This window comes from Rhizobium indigoferae (genome assembly GCF_034554815.1).
GTDB lineage: Bacteria > Pseudomonadota > Alphaproteobacteria > Rhizobiales > Rhizobiaceae > Rhizobium > Rhizobium leguminosarum.
The window spans coordinates 3088302-3102857 of sequence record NZ_CP140635.1; the positions used below are offsets into that span (position 1 = coordinate 3088302).

18 protein-coding genes and 1 pseudogene are annotated in these 14556 nt (G+C 61.3%); 9 read left to right on the top strand and 10 right to left on the bottom strand.

What is annotated here, in order from left to right:
• Window positions 1-16 precede the first annotated feature (16 nt).
• The 3 genes from U5G49_RS15555 to U5G49_RS15565 all read left to right on the top strand — a co-directional run bounded on the left by U5G49_RS15555 (window position 17) and on the right by U5G49_RS15565 (window position 2205).
• Entirely contained in the window at window positions 17-907 is an 891-nt protein-coding gene (locus tag U5G49_RS15555; protein ID WP_193443465.1) for a DMT family transporter, read from the top strand.
• 485 nt (window positions 908-1392) lie between these two features.
• Window positions 1393-1608: a cold-shock protein gene (locus U5G49_RS15560; protein WP_003561293.1), complete on the top strand. Its 216-nt coding sequence runs from the start codon at window positions 1393-1395 to the stop codon at window positions 1606-1608.
• Between the two features lie 141 nt (window positions 1609-1749).
• Entirely contained in the window at window positions 1750-2205 is a 456-nt protein-coding gene (locus U5G49_RS15565; RefSeq protein ID WP_026230703.1) for a BA14K family protein, read from the top strand.
• Between the two features lie 60 nt (window positions 2206-2265).
• Here the strand turns inward: U5G49_RS15565 and U5G49_RS15570 are convergent, their stop codons facing one another.
• Window positions 2266-3132, bottom strand: coding sequence for an oxidoreductase (locus tag U5G49_RS15570; protein ID WP_131703959.1), 867 nt, complete (start codon window positions 3130-3132; stop codon window positions 2266-2268).
• 34 nt (window positions 3133-3166) lie between these two features.
• Between U5G49_RS15570 and U5G49_RS15575 the strand changes: the two genes are divergently transcribed.
• The gene (locus U5G49_RS15575) at window positions 3167-3625 is read left to right on the top strand and encodes a winged helix-turn-helix transcriptional regulator (protein ID WP_113542335.1); all 459 of its coding nucleotides are present in this window, start codon (window positions 3167-3169) and stop codon (window positions 3623-3625) included.
• Between the two features lie 101 nt (window positions 3626-3726).
• Here the strand turns inward: U5G49_RS15575 and U5G49_RS15580 are convergent, their stop codons facing one another.
• Genes U5G49_RS15580 through U5G49_RS15590 form a run of 3 tightly spaced genes read right to left on the bottom strand, consistent with a single transcriptional unit; the run spans window position 3727 to window position 6321 of the window.
• On the bottom strand, window positions 3727-5103 hold the full coding sequence (locus tag U5G49_RS15580) for an ATP-binding protein (protein ID WP_018243021.1): 1377 nt from the start codon (window positions 5101-5103) through the stop codon (window positions 3727-3729).
• Between the two features lie 24 nt (window positions 5104-5127).
• Entirely contained in the window at window positions 5128-5829 is a 702-nt protein-coding gene (locus U5G49_RS15585) for a response regulator (protein WP_003581129.1), read from the bottom strand.
• Window positions 5830-6321 carry a MarR family winged helix-turn-helix transcriptional regulator gene (locus U5G49_RS15590; protein ID WP_018243022.1) on the bottom strand — a complete coding sequence of 164 codons (492 nt, stop codon included), beginning with the start codon at window positions 6319-6321 and terminating at the stop codon, window positions 5830-5832.
• Between the two features lie 328 nt (window positions 6322-6649).
• Between U5G49_RS15590 and U5G49_RS15595 the strand changes: the two are divergent.
• Window positions 6650-6853: pseudogene (locus tag U5G49_RS15595) on the top strand (branched-chain amino acid aminotransferase); the annotation flags it as partial.
• A gap of 149 nt (window positions 6854-7002) precedes the next feature.
• Here the strand turns inward: U5G49_RS15595 and U5G49_RS15600 are convergent.
• Together U5G49_RS15600 and U5G49_RS15605 are read right to left on the bottom strand one after the other, a co-directional pair.
• Entirely contained in the window at window positions 7003-7272 is a 270-nt protein-coding gene (locus U5G49_RS15600; RefSeq protein ID WP_193443463.1) for a hypothetical protein, read from the bottom strand.
• A gap of 181 nt (window positions 7273-7453) precedes the next feature.
• Window positions 7454-8071 carry a DUF1236 domain-containing protein gene (locus U5G49_RS15605; protein WP_026188479.1) on the bottom strand — a complete coding sequence of 206 codons (618 nt, stop codon included), beginning with the start codon at window positions 8069-8071 and terminating at the stop codon, window positions 7454-7456.
• A 288-nt stretch (window positions 8072-8359) separates the two neighbouring features.
• Between U5G49_RS15605 and U5G49_RS15610 the strand changes: the two genes are divergently transcribed.
• A complete protein-coding gene (locus U5G49_RS15610) occupies window positions 8360-9055 on the top strand; it encodes an MBL fold metallo-hydrolase (RefSeq protein WP_193443461.1) in 696 nt (231 codons plus the stop codon).
• A 90-nt stretch (window positions 9056-9145) separates the two neighbouring features.
• Here the strand turns inward: U5G49_RS15610 and U5G49_RS15615 are convergent, their stop codons facing one another.
• From U5G49_RS15615 to U5G49_RS15630, 4 genes are all read right to left on the bottom strand, one after another.
• On the bottom strand, window positions 9146-9487 hold the full coding sequence (locus U5G49_RS15615; RefSeq protein ID WP_018243026.1) for a tRNA-binding protein: 342 nt from the start codon (window positions 9485-9487) through the stop codon (window positions 9146-9148).
• 10 nt (window positions 9488-9497) lie between these two features.
• Window positions 9498-10325 carry a pyrroline-5-carboxylate reductase gene (gene proC, locus U5G49_RS15620; protein WP_193443459.1) on the bottom strand — a complete coding sequence of 276 codons (828 nt, stop codon included), beginning with the start codon at window positions 10323-10325 and terminating at the stop codon, window positions 9498-9500.
• Window position 10326: 1 nt separating this feature from the next.
• Window positions 10327-10827: a type III secretion system chaperone family protein gene (locus U5G49_RS15625; protein ID WP_003541709.1), complete on the bottom strand. Its 501-nt coding sequence runs from the start codon at window positions 10825-10827 to the stop codon at window positions 10327-10329.
• 389 nt (window positions 10828-11216) lie between these two features.
• Window positions 11217-11477, bottom strand: coding sequence for an accessory factor UbiK family protein (locus U5G49_RS15630; protein ID WP_003541711.1), 261 nt, complete (start codon window positions 11475-11477; stop codon window positions 11217-11219).
• Between the two features lie 201 nt (window positions 11478-11678).
• On the opposite strand from U5G49_RS15630, the gene lgt reads away from it, so the two are divergent.
• The 3 genes from lgt to pgeF all read left to right on the top strand — a co-directional run bounded on the left by lgt (window position 11679) and on the right by pgeF (window position 14553).
• Window positions 11679-12527, top strand: a complete 849-nt coding sequence (gene lgt, locus U5G49_RS15635; RefSeq protein ID WP_193443457.1) for a prolipoprotein diacylglyceryl transferase — start codon at window positions 11679-11681, stop codon at window positions 12525-12527.
• A gap of 19 nt (window positions 12528-12546) precedes the next feature.
• Window positions 12547-13647: a class I SAM-dependent methyltransferase gene (locus U5G49_RS15640; protein ID WP_193443455.1), complete on the top strand. Its 1101-nt coding sequence runs from the start codon at window positions 12547-12549 to the stop codon at window positions 13645-13647.
• Window positions 13648-13758: 111 nt separating this feature from the next.
• Entirely contained in the window at window positions 13759-14553 is a 795-nt protein-coding gene (gene pgeF / locus U5G49_RS15645; protein WP_018243030.1) for a peptidoglycan editing factor PgeF, read from the top strand.
• Window positions 14554-14556 lie beyond the last annotated feature (3 nt).

A 14556-nucleotide genomic window follows, 5' to 3' on the forward strand; every position in this document is an offset into this window, starting at 1 on the left:
CCCCATCGAGGACGACATGACGCGCGTTAAGGCGAACCTCCTCCTATTGCTTGCAGCCGCCATCTGGGGCGGCGGCTTCGTCGCGCAGTCGACGGCGATGAAGGCGATCGGCCCTTTCTGGTTCATCGGCCTGCGTTTTGCCGTCGCCACGCTGGCCGTACTGCCCTTCGTCCTTTTCGAAGCGCGCAAGGCAAAGGAGAAGACCAGCGCACGCCATGCGAAGCTCTATATCCTGATCGGCCTTGCCCTTTTCGGCGGCGCGGCCACGCAGCAGGTCGGCCTGCAGACGACGACGGTGACGAATTCCAGCTTCATCACCGGCCTCTATGTGGTCTTCGTGCCGCTGATCGCCGTGTTCTTCCTGCGCCGTGCCCCGCATTGGGTCATCTGGCCGGGCGCGCTGATGGCGGTCACCGGCATCTATCTCCTGTCCGGCGGCCATCTCTCGGCGCTGACGCCAGGCGATCTGCTGACCGTCGTCTGCGCCGTCTTCTGGGCGATCCAGATCACCCTTGCCGGCACGACCGTTTCGGAGACCGGAAGGCCGCTTGCGCTCTCCGCGGTGCAATTCGCCGTCACCGCAGTCTGTGCGCTGGCCGTTGCCGCAGCCGTCGAACCGGTCAGCCTTTCGGCGATCTGGGCCGCGGCGCCGGAGATCCTTTATGTCGGCATCTTCTCCTCGGGCGTGGCTTTCGTGCTGCAGGTGATCGGCCAGCGCTACACGACGCCCTCGCAAGCCGCGATCTTCCTTTCTTCCGAAGCGCTCTTTGGCGCCTCACTCGCCGCCCTGCTGCTCGGCGAGACGATGCCGGTAACAGGCTATGCAGGTTGCGCGCTAATGTTTATCGCTATGCTTGTAGTCGAACTCGTGCCGGGACTGACCCGCCGGCGCTTGCCAGCCGCGTGAACACGCGTCCAAATATGGGTGAGTCACGCATCGGAAAAAAAATTCATTTGCCGCGAGAGACGCGTTCACGTTGCATTTTTGGGAAAATCTGCTCGGAACTTATATTGCAGACGATATAAAACGTTAATCATTCCCTATCAGCGAAGGAAATTTTGCGTTTTTTCGCAAATTGGATGTCGGCAGGGGTGTGCCCGGAACGACACGTTAAAAAACTTTTGCTTGCCAAAATCCTTTAAACGCAGCACTCTCAGCGCGTTCGGGCATTTTGCGAGCATGGGAAGTCCTTAAGTATTTGCGCGCCGGGAACGCTAATATTCCGGTCAGCCGGTTCCGAAAATGGCGGGCGAAAGTCCTGCCTGGAACAGGCCGAGGTAGAGGGGACCTTTTTCTCACATTTCAAGAATTGCCTGCCAACACCTCCGCAAGGAGGCAATGCTATGATGCTGCCCGTGTGGATGGCGGGCAGAGAGAAAAGGACCTGAGGCATGGCAGAGACTGGCACTGTAAAATTCTTCAATACCGACAAAGGCTTCGGCTTCATCAAGCCGGACCGGGGCGGCGCCGATATCTTCGTTCACATTTCTGCCGTTCAGGCCTCCGGCCTGGCCGGTCTGACGGAAAACCAGAAGGTAAGCTTCGACACGGAGCCGGATCGCCGCGGCAAGGGCCCGAAGGCCGTCAATCTGCAGATTGCGGGCTGAACCCTTAACAAGGCTGGCGAGTTCGAGTTGAAGCCCGGCAGCAATGCCGGGTTTTGTCGTTCAGCCTTCGTTCAGCTACAAATCTATACTTCTCTCATCATCGAGAAAGGGGCCGGCGTTCGGTTCCCGGGATTAGGATTTATGCTTATGAACAGGCTCGCCAAGACCATTCTGCTGACGGCAACCGCTGCCGCACTCACGCTTTCTGCCATCGGTGAAGCGTCGGCCCGCGACCGCCACTGGCGCCACGGCAATCACGGCAACAACGATGCGTGGGTCGGCGGCGCCGTCGGCCTTGCCACCGGCCTGATCGTCGGTTCGGCCATCGCCAACGCCAATAATGGTCCGGTCTACGAAGAACGCCGCTACATCGACCCGGCCTACGAGCCGGATTATTACGAGCCCGCCCCGGTCTATCGCGCGCCCCGCCGCGTCTATGTCGATCAGCCGCAATATTACGCGCCGGTCCGCACGGCGGTGGAGCCCTGGTCGCCGCAATGGGAGCGTTACTGCTCTTACCGCTACCGCTCCTTCGATCCGCGCAGCGGCACCTATGTCGGCAATGACGGCCGCAGCCACTTCTGCACCGCCGGCTGAATCGTCGAATATCCCTGATGCAAAGCGCCGCTTTTCAGCGGCGCTTTTGTTTTGCCTGCGTCAGCCGGTCTTCTTGTTCCAGGGCATGAACTCAGCCTCAGCATCAAAATCGGTCGAGACGCTCACGGTGCGCCACATCCGATCGGCTTCGATACGCGCCGCATCCGCCTTTTCGACATTGAGTACCGCATCGCTGCCAAGCAGCAGCCGGAACGGCGGCTCGTCGAGACCGGCGATGTGGATGACGACTGCCGCCGCTCTGGCAGGATCGCCGGGCTGGCGACCATCGTACTCACGCTGGAAACGCACCGTAGCACCGACCGTCTCCGCATAGTCCTGCCGCCCTTCGGCAAGCACCGTCGAGGAGCCGGCGAAATCGGTCCTGAAGCCGCCGGGCTCGATCACCGTCACCCTGATGCCGAACGGCGCGACCTCTTTCGACAGCACCTCGGAAAAGCCCTCGACACCGAATTTCGCTGCCGAATAGGCGCCGCGCCCGGCAGGTCCGATCCGGCCGCCGACCGATGAGAACTGGATGATGTGCCCCGCCCCCCGCCTGCGCATCAGGGCGATGACCGCTTTGGTCATGATAATGGTGCCGAAGAGGTTGGTCTCGATCTGGGCGCGGAAATCGGCAAGACTGGTATCCTCGATCGAGCCGACATTGCCGTAGCCGGCATTGTTGACGAGCACGTCGATGCGCCCGAACCTCTTCACACCAGCCTCGACTGCTGCCGCTGCCGCCACCTCGTCGGTCACGTCGAGCGCCAGCGTCAGGACCTGATCGCCATACCGCTCGGAAAGATCGGCAAGCTGGCCGGGATCGCGCGCAGTCGCCACCAAATTGTCGCCGGAGGCCAAAACCGCCTCCGCCAGCGCCCGGCCAAGACCGCGCGAACTCCCTGTTATCAACCAGACTCTGAACATCGGAAACCCTCCTGCTTTGGTTCCCGGCTCATGTATGGTCTATTGTATCCAATCGAAAGAAGGTACCCAGACGATCTATACACACCTTGAGGTAACTGACTTGACCAGTGACATCTTCGATTTCTGCAGCAGTATGACGGACGAACAGGATGGGCGGGCCCGTGAACTGATCGAGCGGGCGGCGGCGAAATGGCCGCTGCGCATCCTGCACGTACTCTCCGATGCCGGCGCGCCCCTGCGCTTCTCGCGCCTTATGGAGAGGGTCGAGGGCATCAGCCAGAAAGTGCTGACGCAGACGCTGCGCACCCTCGAAAGAGATGGCCTCATCATCCGCACGCTCTATCCCGAAGTGCCGCCGCGCGTCGAATATGAGTTGACGCCGCTCGGACGCGACCTCCTCATGCAAGTCGTCACGCTCTGGCGCTGGATCGTCGAACACCTGGATGATTTCGATGCGCGCAAAGCCGTGAAGCTGACGGCGGCCGGCGTCTAAAGCGCGTCGCAATCTTTCAGATTCGCGCCATGCGCTTTATGTCTTTGTTTTTACGCATGTCGTTGTCGCAAAACCGCTGCACATTTTTGCGCGAGATGCCTTCAAGCCGGAATGCGGATCGTTGCTCTCAACCCGCCGAGCGGGCTGTCGCTGAGCGTGACATTGCCGCCGTGGCTGCGGGCAATGTCGCGGGCGATCGCAAGGCCGAGGCCGGTGCCCGACGCATCCAGGTTGCGCGCCGTATCCAGCCGGAAGAATGGCTTGAACACGTCCTCGCGGTTCTTTTCAGGAATGCCCGGCCCATCATCGTCGAAGACGACGGTCAGCCATTTGGCGTTGTGCTTGGCTTCGATGTCGAGCCTATTGGCATAACGCCGAGCGTTCGAGGCCAGGTTGGTGACGAGCCGCATGAAAGCGTTCGGCCTGACGGATATGTCGTCATCGCCTTCGATGGAATAGCTGAATTTTTTGCCGTGCAGGGCGAAATCGGATTCCAGCTTCGCGAAGATCTCACTGAGTTTCAGCTCGCCGACATCCTCTTCGACCTCACCGCGTGCGAAGGCCATGTAGGCCTCCAGCATAGTCTGCATGTCGTTGACGTCATCGTTCAGCCCATGCAGGTCGGGATTGTCGCCAGCGAGCGCCAGTTGCAGCTTGAAGCGGGTGAGGATGGTGCGCAGATCATGGCTGACGCCAGAGAGCATCGCGGTGCGCTGTTCGATCTGCCGTTCGATTCGCTCCCGCATCAGAATGAAGGCAAGACCGGCGCGCCTGACCTCGTCGGCGCCGCGCGGATAGAAATTATCGGGCTTCTGCCCCTTACCGAAGCTTTCGGCCGCGCGCGCCAAGGTCAGGATCGGCCGGATCTGCCCGCGCAGGAAGAGGATCGAGATGCCGATCAGCACCAGCGAGGTGCCGACCATCCAGACGATGAAGATATGGGTGTTCGACGCATAGGTCTGACTGCGTTTGGTCAGCACCCGCAGGATCTTGTTGTCGAGTTTGATGCGGATCTCGACGAGGTTCGAATTTCCGACTGTGTCGATCCAGAAAGGCCGGTGGATCTCGTCGGTGATCTCGTCGCTGAGGATGCCATCGAGAATCGAGAAGAAAGGCTTGACGCGCGGCGGCGGCAGATCGCCGTCCGGCTCGATCGAGATCTGCAGGCTGAGCTGGTCGCGGGCGATGCGGATGATCTCGCTATAGTCCGAGTTCTGCGGATAGGTCTCGATGATTTCGATGATGGCGGCGATGTCACGGGTGACGGCAAGCGACAGCCGCTCCGTCACCATTTGCCAGTGGCGCTCCATGAACACCGCGGCGACGACGGATTGCAAGAGCACCATCGGAATGATGATGATCAGCAGCGAGCGCGCGTAAAGTCCGGTCGGCAGCCGGCGGCGCAGCCACCGGACGATCCAGCGCCAGCCCGGCGCAGAAGTGCGGTCTTCCCGCCGCAAGCTGTCGATCGTCACCATCAGCGCCGGTCCCGAACCTTGAGTTTAGTCGATGCTCAGCCTGTATCCGATGCCGCGCACGGTCTGCAGCCAGACGGGATTGGCGGGATCATCCTCGATCTTACGCCGCAGCCGGTTGATCTGCACGTCGATCGTCCGCTCGCCGACTTCGGTATCGTTGCCGATCAGTTCATGGCGGGGGATCGTGTCGCCGGCGCGCCGTGCAAAGAGCAGCATGATCTCCTGCTCGCGGTCGGTGAGCCGGATCACCTCGCTGGCTTTCTTCAGCTCCTTGCGGGTCAGCGAGAAGGTGTAGGGGCCGAACATCACTTGTTCGATCTTCGGTCCCTCGCCGCCGGCGTTGCGGCGCAGGATGTTGTTGATGCGCAGCACCAGTTCGCGCGGGTCGAAGGGCTTGGAAAGATAGTCGTCGGCGCCCGCCTCCAGGCCTTCAATGCGGTTGCCCGATTCTGCCAGCGCCGTCAGCATGATGATCGGGACGTTCTTGATGGCGCGAAGCCCGCGGGTGACGTCGATGCCGGATTCGCCCGGCATCATCACATCCATGATGATCAGGTCGAAATCGAGACCCGCAAGCTTGCGCTGCGCCTCGGCGCCGTCGGCGGCGACGGTGACGCGGAAGCCGTTCTCGGCGAGATAACGATTGAGCAGCGCGCGGATACGGGAGTCGTCATCGACCACCAGCAAATGCGCCGCATCGTCGGAAATACCTGTCTTGACCGCCATTCAATCCGCCCTCTGTCTGTCCCGCATGCCGCTGAGGAAAGCTTTTACGCCCTCCCGCACCTCCGCAGAAGCCCCTTCGAATGCCCGCTCAATGCGGCGCGATTGCGGCTCGGCAAGGGCAAGCGCCAGCTCTCGTCCCGATTGTGTCGGATAAAGCTTGCGCTGCCGCCGGTCCTCGGGACCTGCCACCTGGCGAATATAGCCTGAATCGATCAGCTGTTTCAGCACCCTTGCGAGGCTCTGCTTGGTGATCTTCAAAGTATCGAGAAGATCAGCCACCGTCATGCCGGGATTGCGGTTGACGAAATGCACGACGCGATGGTGCGCCCGGCCGAAGCCGCTCTTTTCGAGGATGGCATCCGGATCGGAAACGAAGTCGCGATAGGCGAAGAAGAACAGCTCGATGATCTCGAAATCGATGATATCAGTATCTTCCATCGGCGTGCCCAGCGGCTCTGGCTTGCCTGCTTTCGGGCCGGTCTGTCGTGACACTCGGCATTCCTTTCTCTTTCCGCGCGCTACATGAAACTTTCGCGAAGATATGTCAGCTTTATTGACATAAATTTGCCGCGTAGCTTCCGCGAACTCTGCGGGAGGCCCGCACGGTCTCCTCATTTCCCTGGCACTTCCTGGAAACTAAGGCCCGTCCGGCACTCCGACGCAACACGCGATTTCCCCTTGCGTCTGTGGATAAGACGTAATGGGGACAACAATCAACAGGCATGGCGCGTGAAGCGCCGGAGGAGTTAGGGATGCGCCGGTCGCTTCGGCGACCTGGCCGCGATAATCGAGCACCATAGCATCGGCGTAGCCCTTGGCTGCAAAACGCCGCAGCATCGAGGTGATCGAACGCGCGATCCTGCCGGAGGACCTCCCCGGCTTTAGCGAGTGCTTCTTCACCGGTTCGGCTGCGGAAGTGACCCCGGTTTCCGAAACCGGCCCGTACCGCTTCACGCCGTCGACGATCTCCGAAATGAACGACTACATGAAGGAAGTCTATCCGGCGGTGATCGCCGCCGAATAAGACCCTCAGGAAATCGGCCGGCTACTGCATAATTCCTTAAATCGAAATCGATTTAAGGATAAAATTATGCAGCAATTTAAAGTGCTACAGCGTTCTTTGCGCGTCTCAAAAGACGCGCGGCGCTGGAGATAAACGCCTGCCGGGCCTTTTTACCTATGCGCCCGTGCCATGACCAGTCCGGCGAGCGTCGAGAGAATGCCGCCGCCGATCAGGCCGCCGATGCCGTCGGCGATCAGGCCGGTCATAGCCGCTTCCCCACCGACCATGCTGAGCAGCATACCGCCGGCAACGCCGCCGATCGCACCTGCGATCGTACGGGCGACGACGTTGATCGCCTGCTGCTTCAAAGCGGCGCTCGCGGCGTTGCCGCCGATTGCACCGGCAGTCAATTGTGTGATGAGCGGAAGTAGGGCTTCCATGATTTCCTCCTCTGGCGATCTCCCCGATCGCCCAGCTACGCCGATCTTTGGCGTATTAGTATTTTATCATATTTCGGAGGAAGCGTTAAGAAAAATCAACCGATGCGGGATTAAGGCAGGGAGAAGCGCCCCGAAACGAGGCGGTCCGACGTCCGCCTCGCCTCAGTTTCTGTCGATCACGTCATTGATAGACGTAGACGATCCGGCGCGTACCGGGATCGACCAGCACCGGCCGATCGTTGATCCTCGTATAGCGGTACTCGTAGTCCGGAATCGTCTGGAAGGTAACGTCTGCAGGCACTTCCGCGCCGACGACGACATCGCCGCCAAGCTGCACCGTCTCACCCGGATTGGTGTCGATGTAGGTGCGGACCGTCTCCGGCGGGGTGATAGTCTCGACCGACCCGACGGGGCCGAGCAACTCGTCGCCCGGTGCCGGCTGTGGCTCCGCCGGAACGACACTCGCGGTCGACTCGTATGTCACGCTGGGAACGCCGATCTCGGTGCGGTGCTGCTCGACGATGACTGAGCTGCCGCCGTGATCGACCTGCAGATAATCGGCATAAACCCAGCCGCGCATGCCGTTGACGTCGACACGGCACCAGCGGCTGCCTTCGATGCAACCGTCGAGGACTGCGGTGGAGCCGCGGGTGGCAAGACCGACCGAGGGATATTGTGGGCCTGGGCCAGCACGGACATTGAGATCGTTGACCGTCGTCGCCATCATCTCCGCCTGCGCAAGACCGGCGCTAGCCATCAGCACCGCGCCTGCCAGCAGAATGTTTCTCTTCAAGGTCATGTGAGCGTCTCCTTGGTTTCGATGGGCTGAAAACGCACGGGGTTCCACGATGTTCCCCTGTGCTCCGCCGAGCGAAACACTACTTGCGGGAGATTTCATGCAAATATTTGGAAGAATTGGGAAAAACTCGATTTTCTCGCCCTGCGACGATGGCGAAAAGGGGCATAAACTCTTGTTGCAGTCCGTCTTTTTACCGTGAGGCACACCGCCAATGGCACAAGGTTCCGGCTGTCCTTGCCGCGGTTTCGGATTATACCCGAAGCAGCAGAGACACCAAGCGAGGCACTTATGGGCATGCTCCAGACCGGCATCATTCCGGTGACACCCTTCCAGCAAAACTGCACGATCTTCTTCGATCCCGATACCAAGGAAGGCATCGTCGTCGATCCCGGCGGCGACGTGCCGCTCATCCTGCAGGCGATCGCCCAGAACGGCCTAACCATCAAGGAAATCTGGCTGACACACGGTCATCTCGACCATGCCGGCGGCGCCAGTGAACTGAAGGAAGCTCTCGGCATCGACGTGGTTGGCCCGCATCAGGACGACCTGCCACTGCTGCAGCGGATCGAGACCCAGGCCGCGAAATACGGCATATCAGGATTGCGTAACGTCGTGCCCGACCGCTGGCTGAAAGACGGCGACAAGATCTCTTTCGGCGCCCATGAATTCGAGGTCTATCACACACCCGGCCATGCCCCCGGCCACGTCATCTATTTCAACCGTACGCAGAATTTCGCCCATCTCGGCGATGTCCTCTTCAACGGCTCCATCGGCCGCACCGACCTGCCGGGCGGCGATCATCAGCAGCTTCTCGATTCCATCCGCGACAAGGTATTGCCGCTTGGCGACGACGTCGGCTTCATCTGCGGCCACGGCCCGGGCAGCCGCATCGGCGACGAGCGGCGCAGCAATCCATTTCTACGGGAGATCAGACCTCGTGGAGGATCCGATACCGGCACATCAGGCGAAGCCCCGAACATCTAATGCATGTCGCCCAAAAGCGGGCAGCGGTTTTGGGATAACGACTTGCATAAATCCGATTCGACACGACGCGCTTTAAGTGTGAGCTTGAGCTCACATCATCTTTCGGCCGTTCGGGACCGGCTGTTCGACAGCAGCAAGCACGATCGCGCCGTTCTCGTCCTCGAATCCCAGCGTCAGCACTTCCGAGCGGAATGGTCCGATCTGGCGCGGCGGGAAGTTGACGACGCCGAGCACCTGCCGGCCCAGCAGGCTTTCCGGCGTATAATGCACGGTGATCTGCGCTGAGGATTTTTTGGTGCCGATATCAGGGCCGAAATCGATCACCAGCTTGATCGCCGGCTTGCGCGCTTCCGGAAAGGGACTGGCCTCGATGATCGTGCCGACGCGAATGTCGACACGCTCGAAATCGGCGTAGGTGATCTCGTCGGCCATATGGTCTCCGTCAGCCGGCCAGTTCCTCGGCCCGCTTGCGCGCCGCCGCGAGTGCTGCGTCGAACAAGGGCTGCATGCCGTCTTCGGCCATCAGTACGGCCAGCGCCGCCGCCGTCGTGCCACCGGGAGAGGTTACATTCTCCCGCAGCCGCGAAGCGTCGTCGGGGGACTGGTGCATGAGTTCACCAGCCCCCGCGACTGTTTCCCGCGCAAGACGCATGGCGAGGTCCGCCTGCAGACCGAGTTTACGGCCTGCCTCCGCCATACATTCGACGAGATAGAATACATAAGCCGGACCGCTGCCCGAAAGCGCCGTCACGGCATCGATATCGGCTTCCGCCGGCACCCATTCGACCGGGCCCGAGACGCGCAGAAGGGAATGGACGCGTTCGCGCTGCGGGTCGCTGACCCCTGAATTGGCAAAGGCACCGGTGACGCCGCGCCCGACCATGGCCGGCGTGTTCGGCATGGCCCGCACCATGGCGGCCTTGCCGAGATGTTTCTCGAGGAAACCGAGCGTCTTGCCGGCCGCCACCGAGACGACGACCGTGTCCGGCCCGACGGCGCTCTTCACCGCCGGCAGCACCGTCTCCATCACCTGCGGCTTGACCGCCAGGAACAGCACGCTTGCCTTCAAGTCCGTGGGAAGCGCCGTCAGATGGGTGGCGCCAGCCTCGTTGATCGTCGCCAGCATCGCCGGCGATGGGCCGGGATCGACGACGATGACGGCTGAGCCCGGAACGCCGCTTTTCAGCCAGCCGGAGAGCATCGCCCCGCCCATATTTCCGGCGCCGATCAGAACGACGGGATGTGTCGAGGAGAAAGCCTTCGTCGGCATCTCAAGCCTCGCCGACCGTTTCAAACAGCACGGCTTCCATCGCCTTCGTCGCTTCCATGCCGGACCAGACGACGAACTGGAATGCCTGGAAATAGGCCTCGCAGGTATCAAGCGCACTGGAAAGCAGCACCTCAACCTGGCGATTGGTAGGCTCCGCACCGCCGGCAAGCAGCAGCGATTGGCGGAAAATGACGACATCTTCCTGGCGCCAGAGATCGAAATGACCCATCAGCACCTGCCCGTTGATCGCCGAGAGCAGCTTGACCACCTCGTTGACCCTGATGTCGGGAACTTTGATATCGAAGGCGCAGCCAAGATGCAGCGCCTCGAATTCCTCCATCCAGGAGAAGGAGACGTGGTAGTCCGTCCAGCGCCCCTCGACCGTCATCGCGATCTCGTCCTCGCCGGACCGTTCGAACGACCAGTCGTTGTTGGAGGCAACGTACTCGATCATGTCGACCGGGTTCGACTGACGCTCGACTTCCAATTCCATCAGGTTCATGCAGCACCTTCTTGACCGGAACGAATGCGACCTAACTTGGTGTACGAACACAAGAAAGACACACGCAAATACCGGAAACCACCACTCGGATGATCGTTGAACCGCTGCCAGACTTAACGCAGATAACCTGCCCGGAGCTTACCAAGTCGCTTCGAATCATCATTTAAAATCAGTGTATAGCGCCCCTTGCCCCCTGCCAGCCCCCCGAACGGAAAATAGGACCGGCCACTGTGGAAAGGCTCTTCGAAATTCAATTCAGAAGGGAGAATAAGCGACTCTGCGAATTGGCTTTTTTGGCAGTGTCCACAGGTGGAAAACTCACCTGGTTTTTTTGCGGAAGATGCGGCGTGTGGCATGAAGGCAACGCCGCATCTGTGTCGTACTAGGATTTAAGCGCCCTCGCCGGCAAGCTTTGCCTCGAGTGCTGCGATGCGGGCGGCAAGCGCCTCATTCTCGTCGCGTGCCTTGATCGCCATCTCGCGCACAGCCTCGAACTCCTCGCGCTTGACGATGTCCATGCTGTTCAGCCAACGCTCGGCTTGGGCGTTGAAGGCGGTTTCGATCTCCTTGCGGACGCCCTGGGCGGCACCGGCCGCATCGGTCATCAGCTTGGCGAATTCGTCCATGATGCGGTTCGTTCCGGTCGTCATGGCGGTTTTCTCCCTTCGCATGAGGTGAATTCAGCCCTTCAGGGCCTCAAGAGTTGAGGTAGGGCTTCACCATCGACGATGCAAGCGCTTTGCACGGGATAAGCTTGCCGGAACCGGCCGGGAACGCGCCATCACGAACAATGGACTTGACCGTCCGGGATCGCAGCGGCATGTTCCGCGCAACTCAACAGGTGGAAAACCTTGCCGATAGCAGCCGATCTCCTTGCCATCATGCCTTTCCCGGATATCGATCCGATCGCCTTTTCGATCGGTCCGCTGGCGATTCACTGGTACGGCCTCGCTTACGTCGCCGGCATCCTGCTCGGCTGGGCCTACGCGCGCCGCCTCGCCGCCAATGAAAGTCTCTGGCCCGGCAACGTCTCGCCGATATCAAGGACGCAGCTCGACGATTTCATCGTCTGGGCAGCGCTTGGCGTCGTCCTCGGCGGCCGTCTCGGCTATATTTTCTTCTATGATCTCCCCGCCGTCCTGCGCAGTCCCATCCGTGCGCTCGAGATCTGGAACGGTGGCATGTCCTTCCATGGCGGCCTGACCGGTACGACGATCGCCATGATCCTCTTTGCCCGCCGCAACGCCATCCCGATCTGGAGCCTGTTCGACATCGTCGCCACCGTCGTTCCCTTCGGTCTGTTTTTCGGCCGCATCGCCAATTTCATCAATGGCGAGCTCTGGGGCCGGTTGACCGACGTGCCCTGGGCCGTGGTCTTCCCGACTGGCGGTCCCTTCGCCCGCCATCCGAGCCAGCTTTACGAAGCCGGCCTCGAAGGCATCGTTCTGCTCCTGGTGCTGGCCGCCTTGGTCTACGGCATGCGCGCGCTGAAAAGCCCCGGCTTCATTACAGGCGTCTTCGTTTGCGGTTATGCGCTGTCGCGCATCTTCGTCGAATTCTTCCGCGAGCCTGACGCCCAGCTCGGCTACCTCCTGGGCACGAACTGGCTGACCATGGGCATGGTGCTCTCCTCCCCGATGATCCTACTCGGCCTCTGGGCGATGCTGCGGGCCCGCCGCCAGGCTGCGCTGCAGCTCTGAAAACGGCAGGACGCGCGACATGACCACCACTCTAGGCGAAAAGATCAAGGCGATCATCCAGGCCAACGGCCCGATCAGCGTCACCGATTATTTCTCGCTCTGCCTCGCAGACCCCGAACACGGCTATTACCGCACCCGCGAGCCCTTCGGCCGTTCCGGTGATTTCGTCACCGCGCCCGAGGTCAGCCAGATCTTCGGCGAGATGATCGGCGTCTTCATCGTCCATGCATGGCAGCGCCACGGCACACCGACGGACGTCCGCCTCGTCGAGATCGGCCCCGGCCGCGGCACCATGATGGCCGACATGCTGCGCGTCATCTCCCGCATCGCTCCACCGCTTTTCGACGCCATGACCGTGCATCTCGTCGAAACCAGCGAGCGCCTGCGCGACGTCCAGAGCCAGACGCTCGAACCCCACGGCGAGAAGATCACTTGGCACGATGGCTTCGATGAAGTACCGCCCGGCTTCACGCTGATTGCCGCCAACGAACTCTTCGATGCCATCCCCATCCGCCAGTTCGTTCGCATGCCGACGGGTTTCCGCGAGCGCATGGTCGGCATCGACACCGATGGCGAGCTGACCTTTGCCGCCGGCGTCGCCGGCATCGACCCCACCTTGCTGCCCGAACCGGTGCAGAACGTGCCGGTCGGCACGCTCTTCGAGATCTCGCCTGCCCGCCAGGCGGTGATGATGGCGATCTGCGAGCGGCTGCGCGCCTTCGGCGGCACGGCGCTTACGATCGACTACGGCCATCTCGTCACCGGCTTCGGCGATACGCTGCAGGCCGTGCGCATGCATGAATTCGACCCGCCGCTCGCCCATCCAGGTGAAGCCGATCTGACGAGTCATGTCGACTTCCAGCAGCTCGCCGAAACGGCGCTTGCGGCCGGCCTCCATCTGAACGGCGCCCTGCATCAGGGTGATTTTCTGACCGGCCTCGGCATCCTCGAGCGCGCAACCGCCCTCGGCCGCGATCGCGAGCTGCAAACCCAGCAGGTCATCCAGACGGCGGTCGAAAGGCTCGCCGGCGCCGGTGAAGGCCGGATGGGCGAACTCTTCAAGGTGATGGCGGTCTCCTATCCCGCCGTCGATCTCATGCCCTTTCGTCCGGTGGATTGACAGGGCGCACGCGGCTGGTTCAACATCCGCCCGAAACAAGAACTTGAAGCGCGCCGCATATGCGATGCGCTTGGGATCATGACAAACCCCTCGAAAACCCCGGAATCACAGATGCAGGACGCGGCCTCTCCCGCACCGATCGAAAGCGCGCTGCTGAACCAGGCGGCGGGCAGCACGATCCGGCACGGTTATTTCACTCGGGCCGGCGGCGTTTCCGAAGGGCTGTATCGCGGCCTTAATGTCGGTCTCGGCTCCAGCGACGAACGCGACAAGGTCCTGGAAAATCGCCGTCGCGTCGCCGCCTGGTTCGGCTTGCCGGTCGAGCGGCTGGCAACCGTGCATCAGGTCCATTCCCCCGATGTCGTGACGATCGGCGCCGATTATGACGGCATCCGCCCCGACGCCGATGCGATGGTAACGGCAGCCCCTGGTATTGTGCTTGGCGTGCTTGCCGCCGATTGCGGACCGATCCTGTTTGCTGACCCGGACAATCGCGTCATCGGCGCCGCTCATGCCGGCTGGAAGGGCGCATTGACGGGCGTGCTCGAAAATACCGTCGCCGCCATGGAGGCGCTGGGTGCGGACCGCGGCAGCATCGTCGCCTGCCTCGGCCCCTCGATCAGCCAGGCAAGTTATGAGGTCGGTCCCGAATTCGTCGAGCGTTTCGTCGCCGAAAACCCGGACGACGAGCGCTTTTTCGTGCCTTCCGCAACGCCCGGCCACGCCATGTTCGACCTGCCGGCGCTGACCGTCGACCGGCTGGCGAAAGCCGGCGTGCGGGCCGAAAGCCTCGGCCTCTGCACTTATCCGGACAACGAGCGCTTCTTTTCCTACCGCAGGACGACACATCGCAAGGAGCCGGATTACGGCCGCCAGATTTCCGCGATATCAATCAGGGAGACTTGAGCA

What these genes read in the sequence shown, in the direction of transcription:
- U5G49_RS15610 (WP_193443461.1), top strand. Translation starts at nt 8,360, where the DNA reads ATGGGCATGCTCCAGACCGGCATCATTCCGGTGACACCCTTCCAGCAA.
- U5G49_RS15575 (WP_113542335.1), top strand. Translation starts at nt 3,167, where the DNA reads ATGGTCTATTGTATCCAATCGAAAGAAGGTACCCAGACGATCTATACA.
- U5G49_RS15605 (WP_026188479.1), bottom strand. Translation starts at nt 8,071, where the DNA reads ATGACCTTGAAGAGAAACATTCTGCTGGCAGGCGCGGTGCTGATGGCT.
- U5G49_RS15565 (WP_026230703.1), top strand. Translation starts at nt 1,750, where the DNA reads ATGCTTATGAACAGGCTCGCCAAGACCATTCTGCTGACGGCAACCGCT.
- U5G49_RS15570 (WP_131703959.1), bottom strand. Translation starts at nt 3,132, where the DNA reads ATGTTCAGAGTCTGGTTGATAACAGGGAGTTCGCGCGGTCTTGGCCGG.
- U5G49_RS15560 (WP_003561293.1), top strand. Translation starts at nt 1,393, where the DNA reads ATGGCAGAGACTGGCACTGTAAAATTCTTCAATACCGACAAAGGCTTC.
- U5G49_RS15555 (WP_193443465.1), top strand. Translation starts at nt 17, where the DNA reads ATGACGCGCGTTAAGGCGAACCTCCTCCTATTGCTTGCAGCCGCCATC.
- U5G49_RS15640 (WP_193443455.1), top strand. Translation starts at nt 12,547, where the DNA reads ATGACCACCACTCTAGGCGAAAAGATCAAGGCGATCATCCAGGCCAAC.
- U5G49_RS15600 (WP_193443463.1), bottom strand. Translation starts at nt 7,272, where the DNA reads ATGGAAGCCCTACTTCCGCTCATCACACAATTGACTGCCGGTGCAATC.
- U5G49_RS15580 (WP_018243021.1), bottom strand. Translation starts at nt 5,103, where the DNA reads ATGGTGACGATCGACAGCTTGCGGCGGGAAGACCGCACTTCTGCGCCG.
- U5G49_RS15585 (WP_003581129.1), bottom strand. Translation starts at nt 5,829, where the DNA reads ATGGCGGTCAAGACAGGTATTTCCGACGATGCGGCGCATTTGCTGGTG.
- U5G49_RS15625 (WP_003541709.1), bottom strand. Translation starts at nt 10,827, where the DNA reads ATGAACCTGATGGAATTGGAAGTCGAGCGTCAGTCGAACCCGGTCGAC.
- proC (WP_193443459.1), bottom strand. Translation starts at nt 10,325, where the DNA reads ATGCCGACGAAGGCTTTCTCCTCGACACATCCCGTCGTTCTGATCGGC.
- U5G49_RS15630 (WP_003541711.1), bottom strand. Translation starts at nt 11,477, where the DNA reads ATGACGACCGGAACGAACCGCATCATGGACGAATTCGCCAAGCTGATG.
- pgeF (WP_018243030.1), top strand. Translation starts at nt 13,759, where the DNA reads ATGCAGGACGCGGCCTCTCCCGCACCGATCGAAAGCGCGCTGCTGAAC.
- U5G49_RS15615 (WP_018243026.1), bottom strand. Translation starts at nt 9,487, where the DNA reads ATGGCCGACGAGATCACCTACGCCGATTTCGAGCGTGTCGACATTCGC.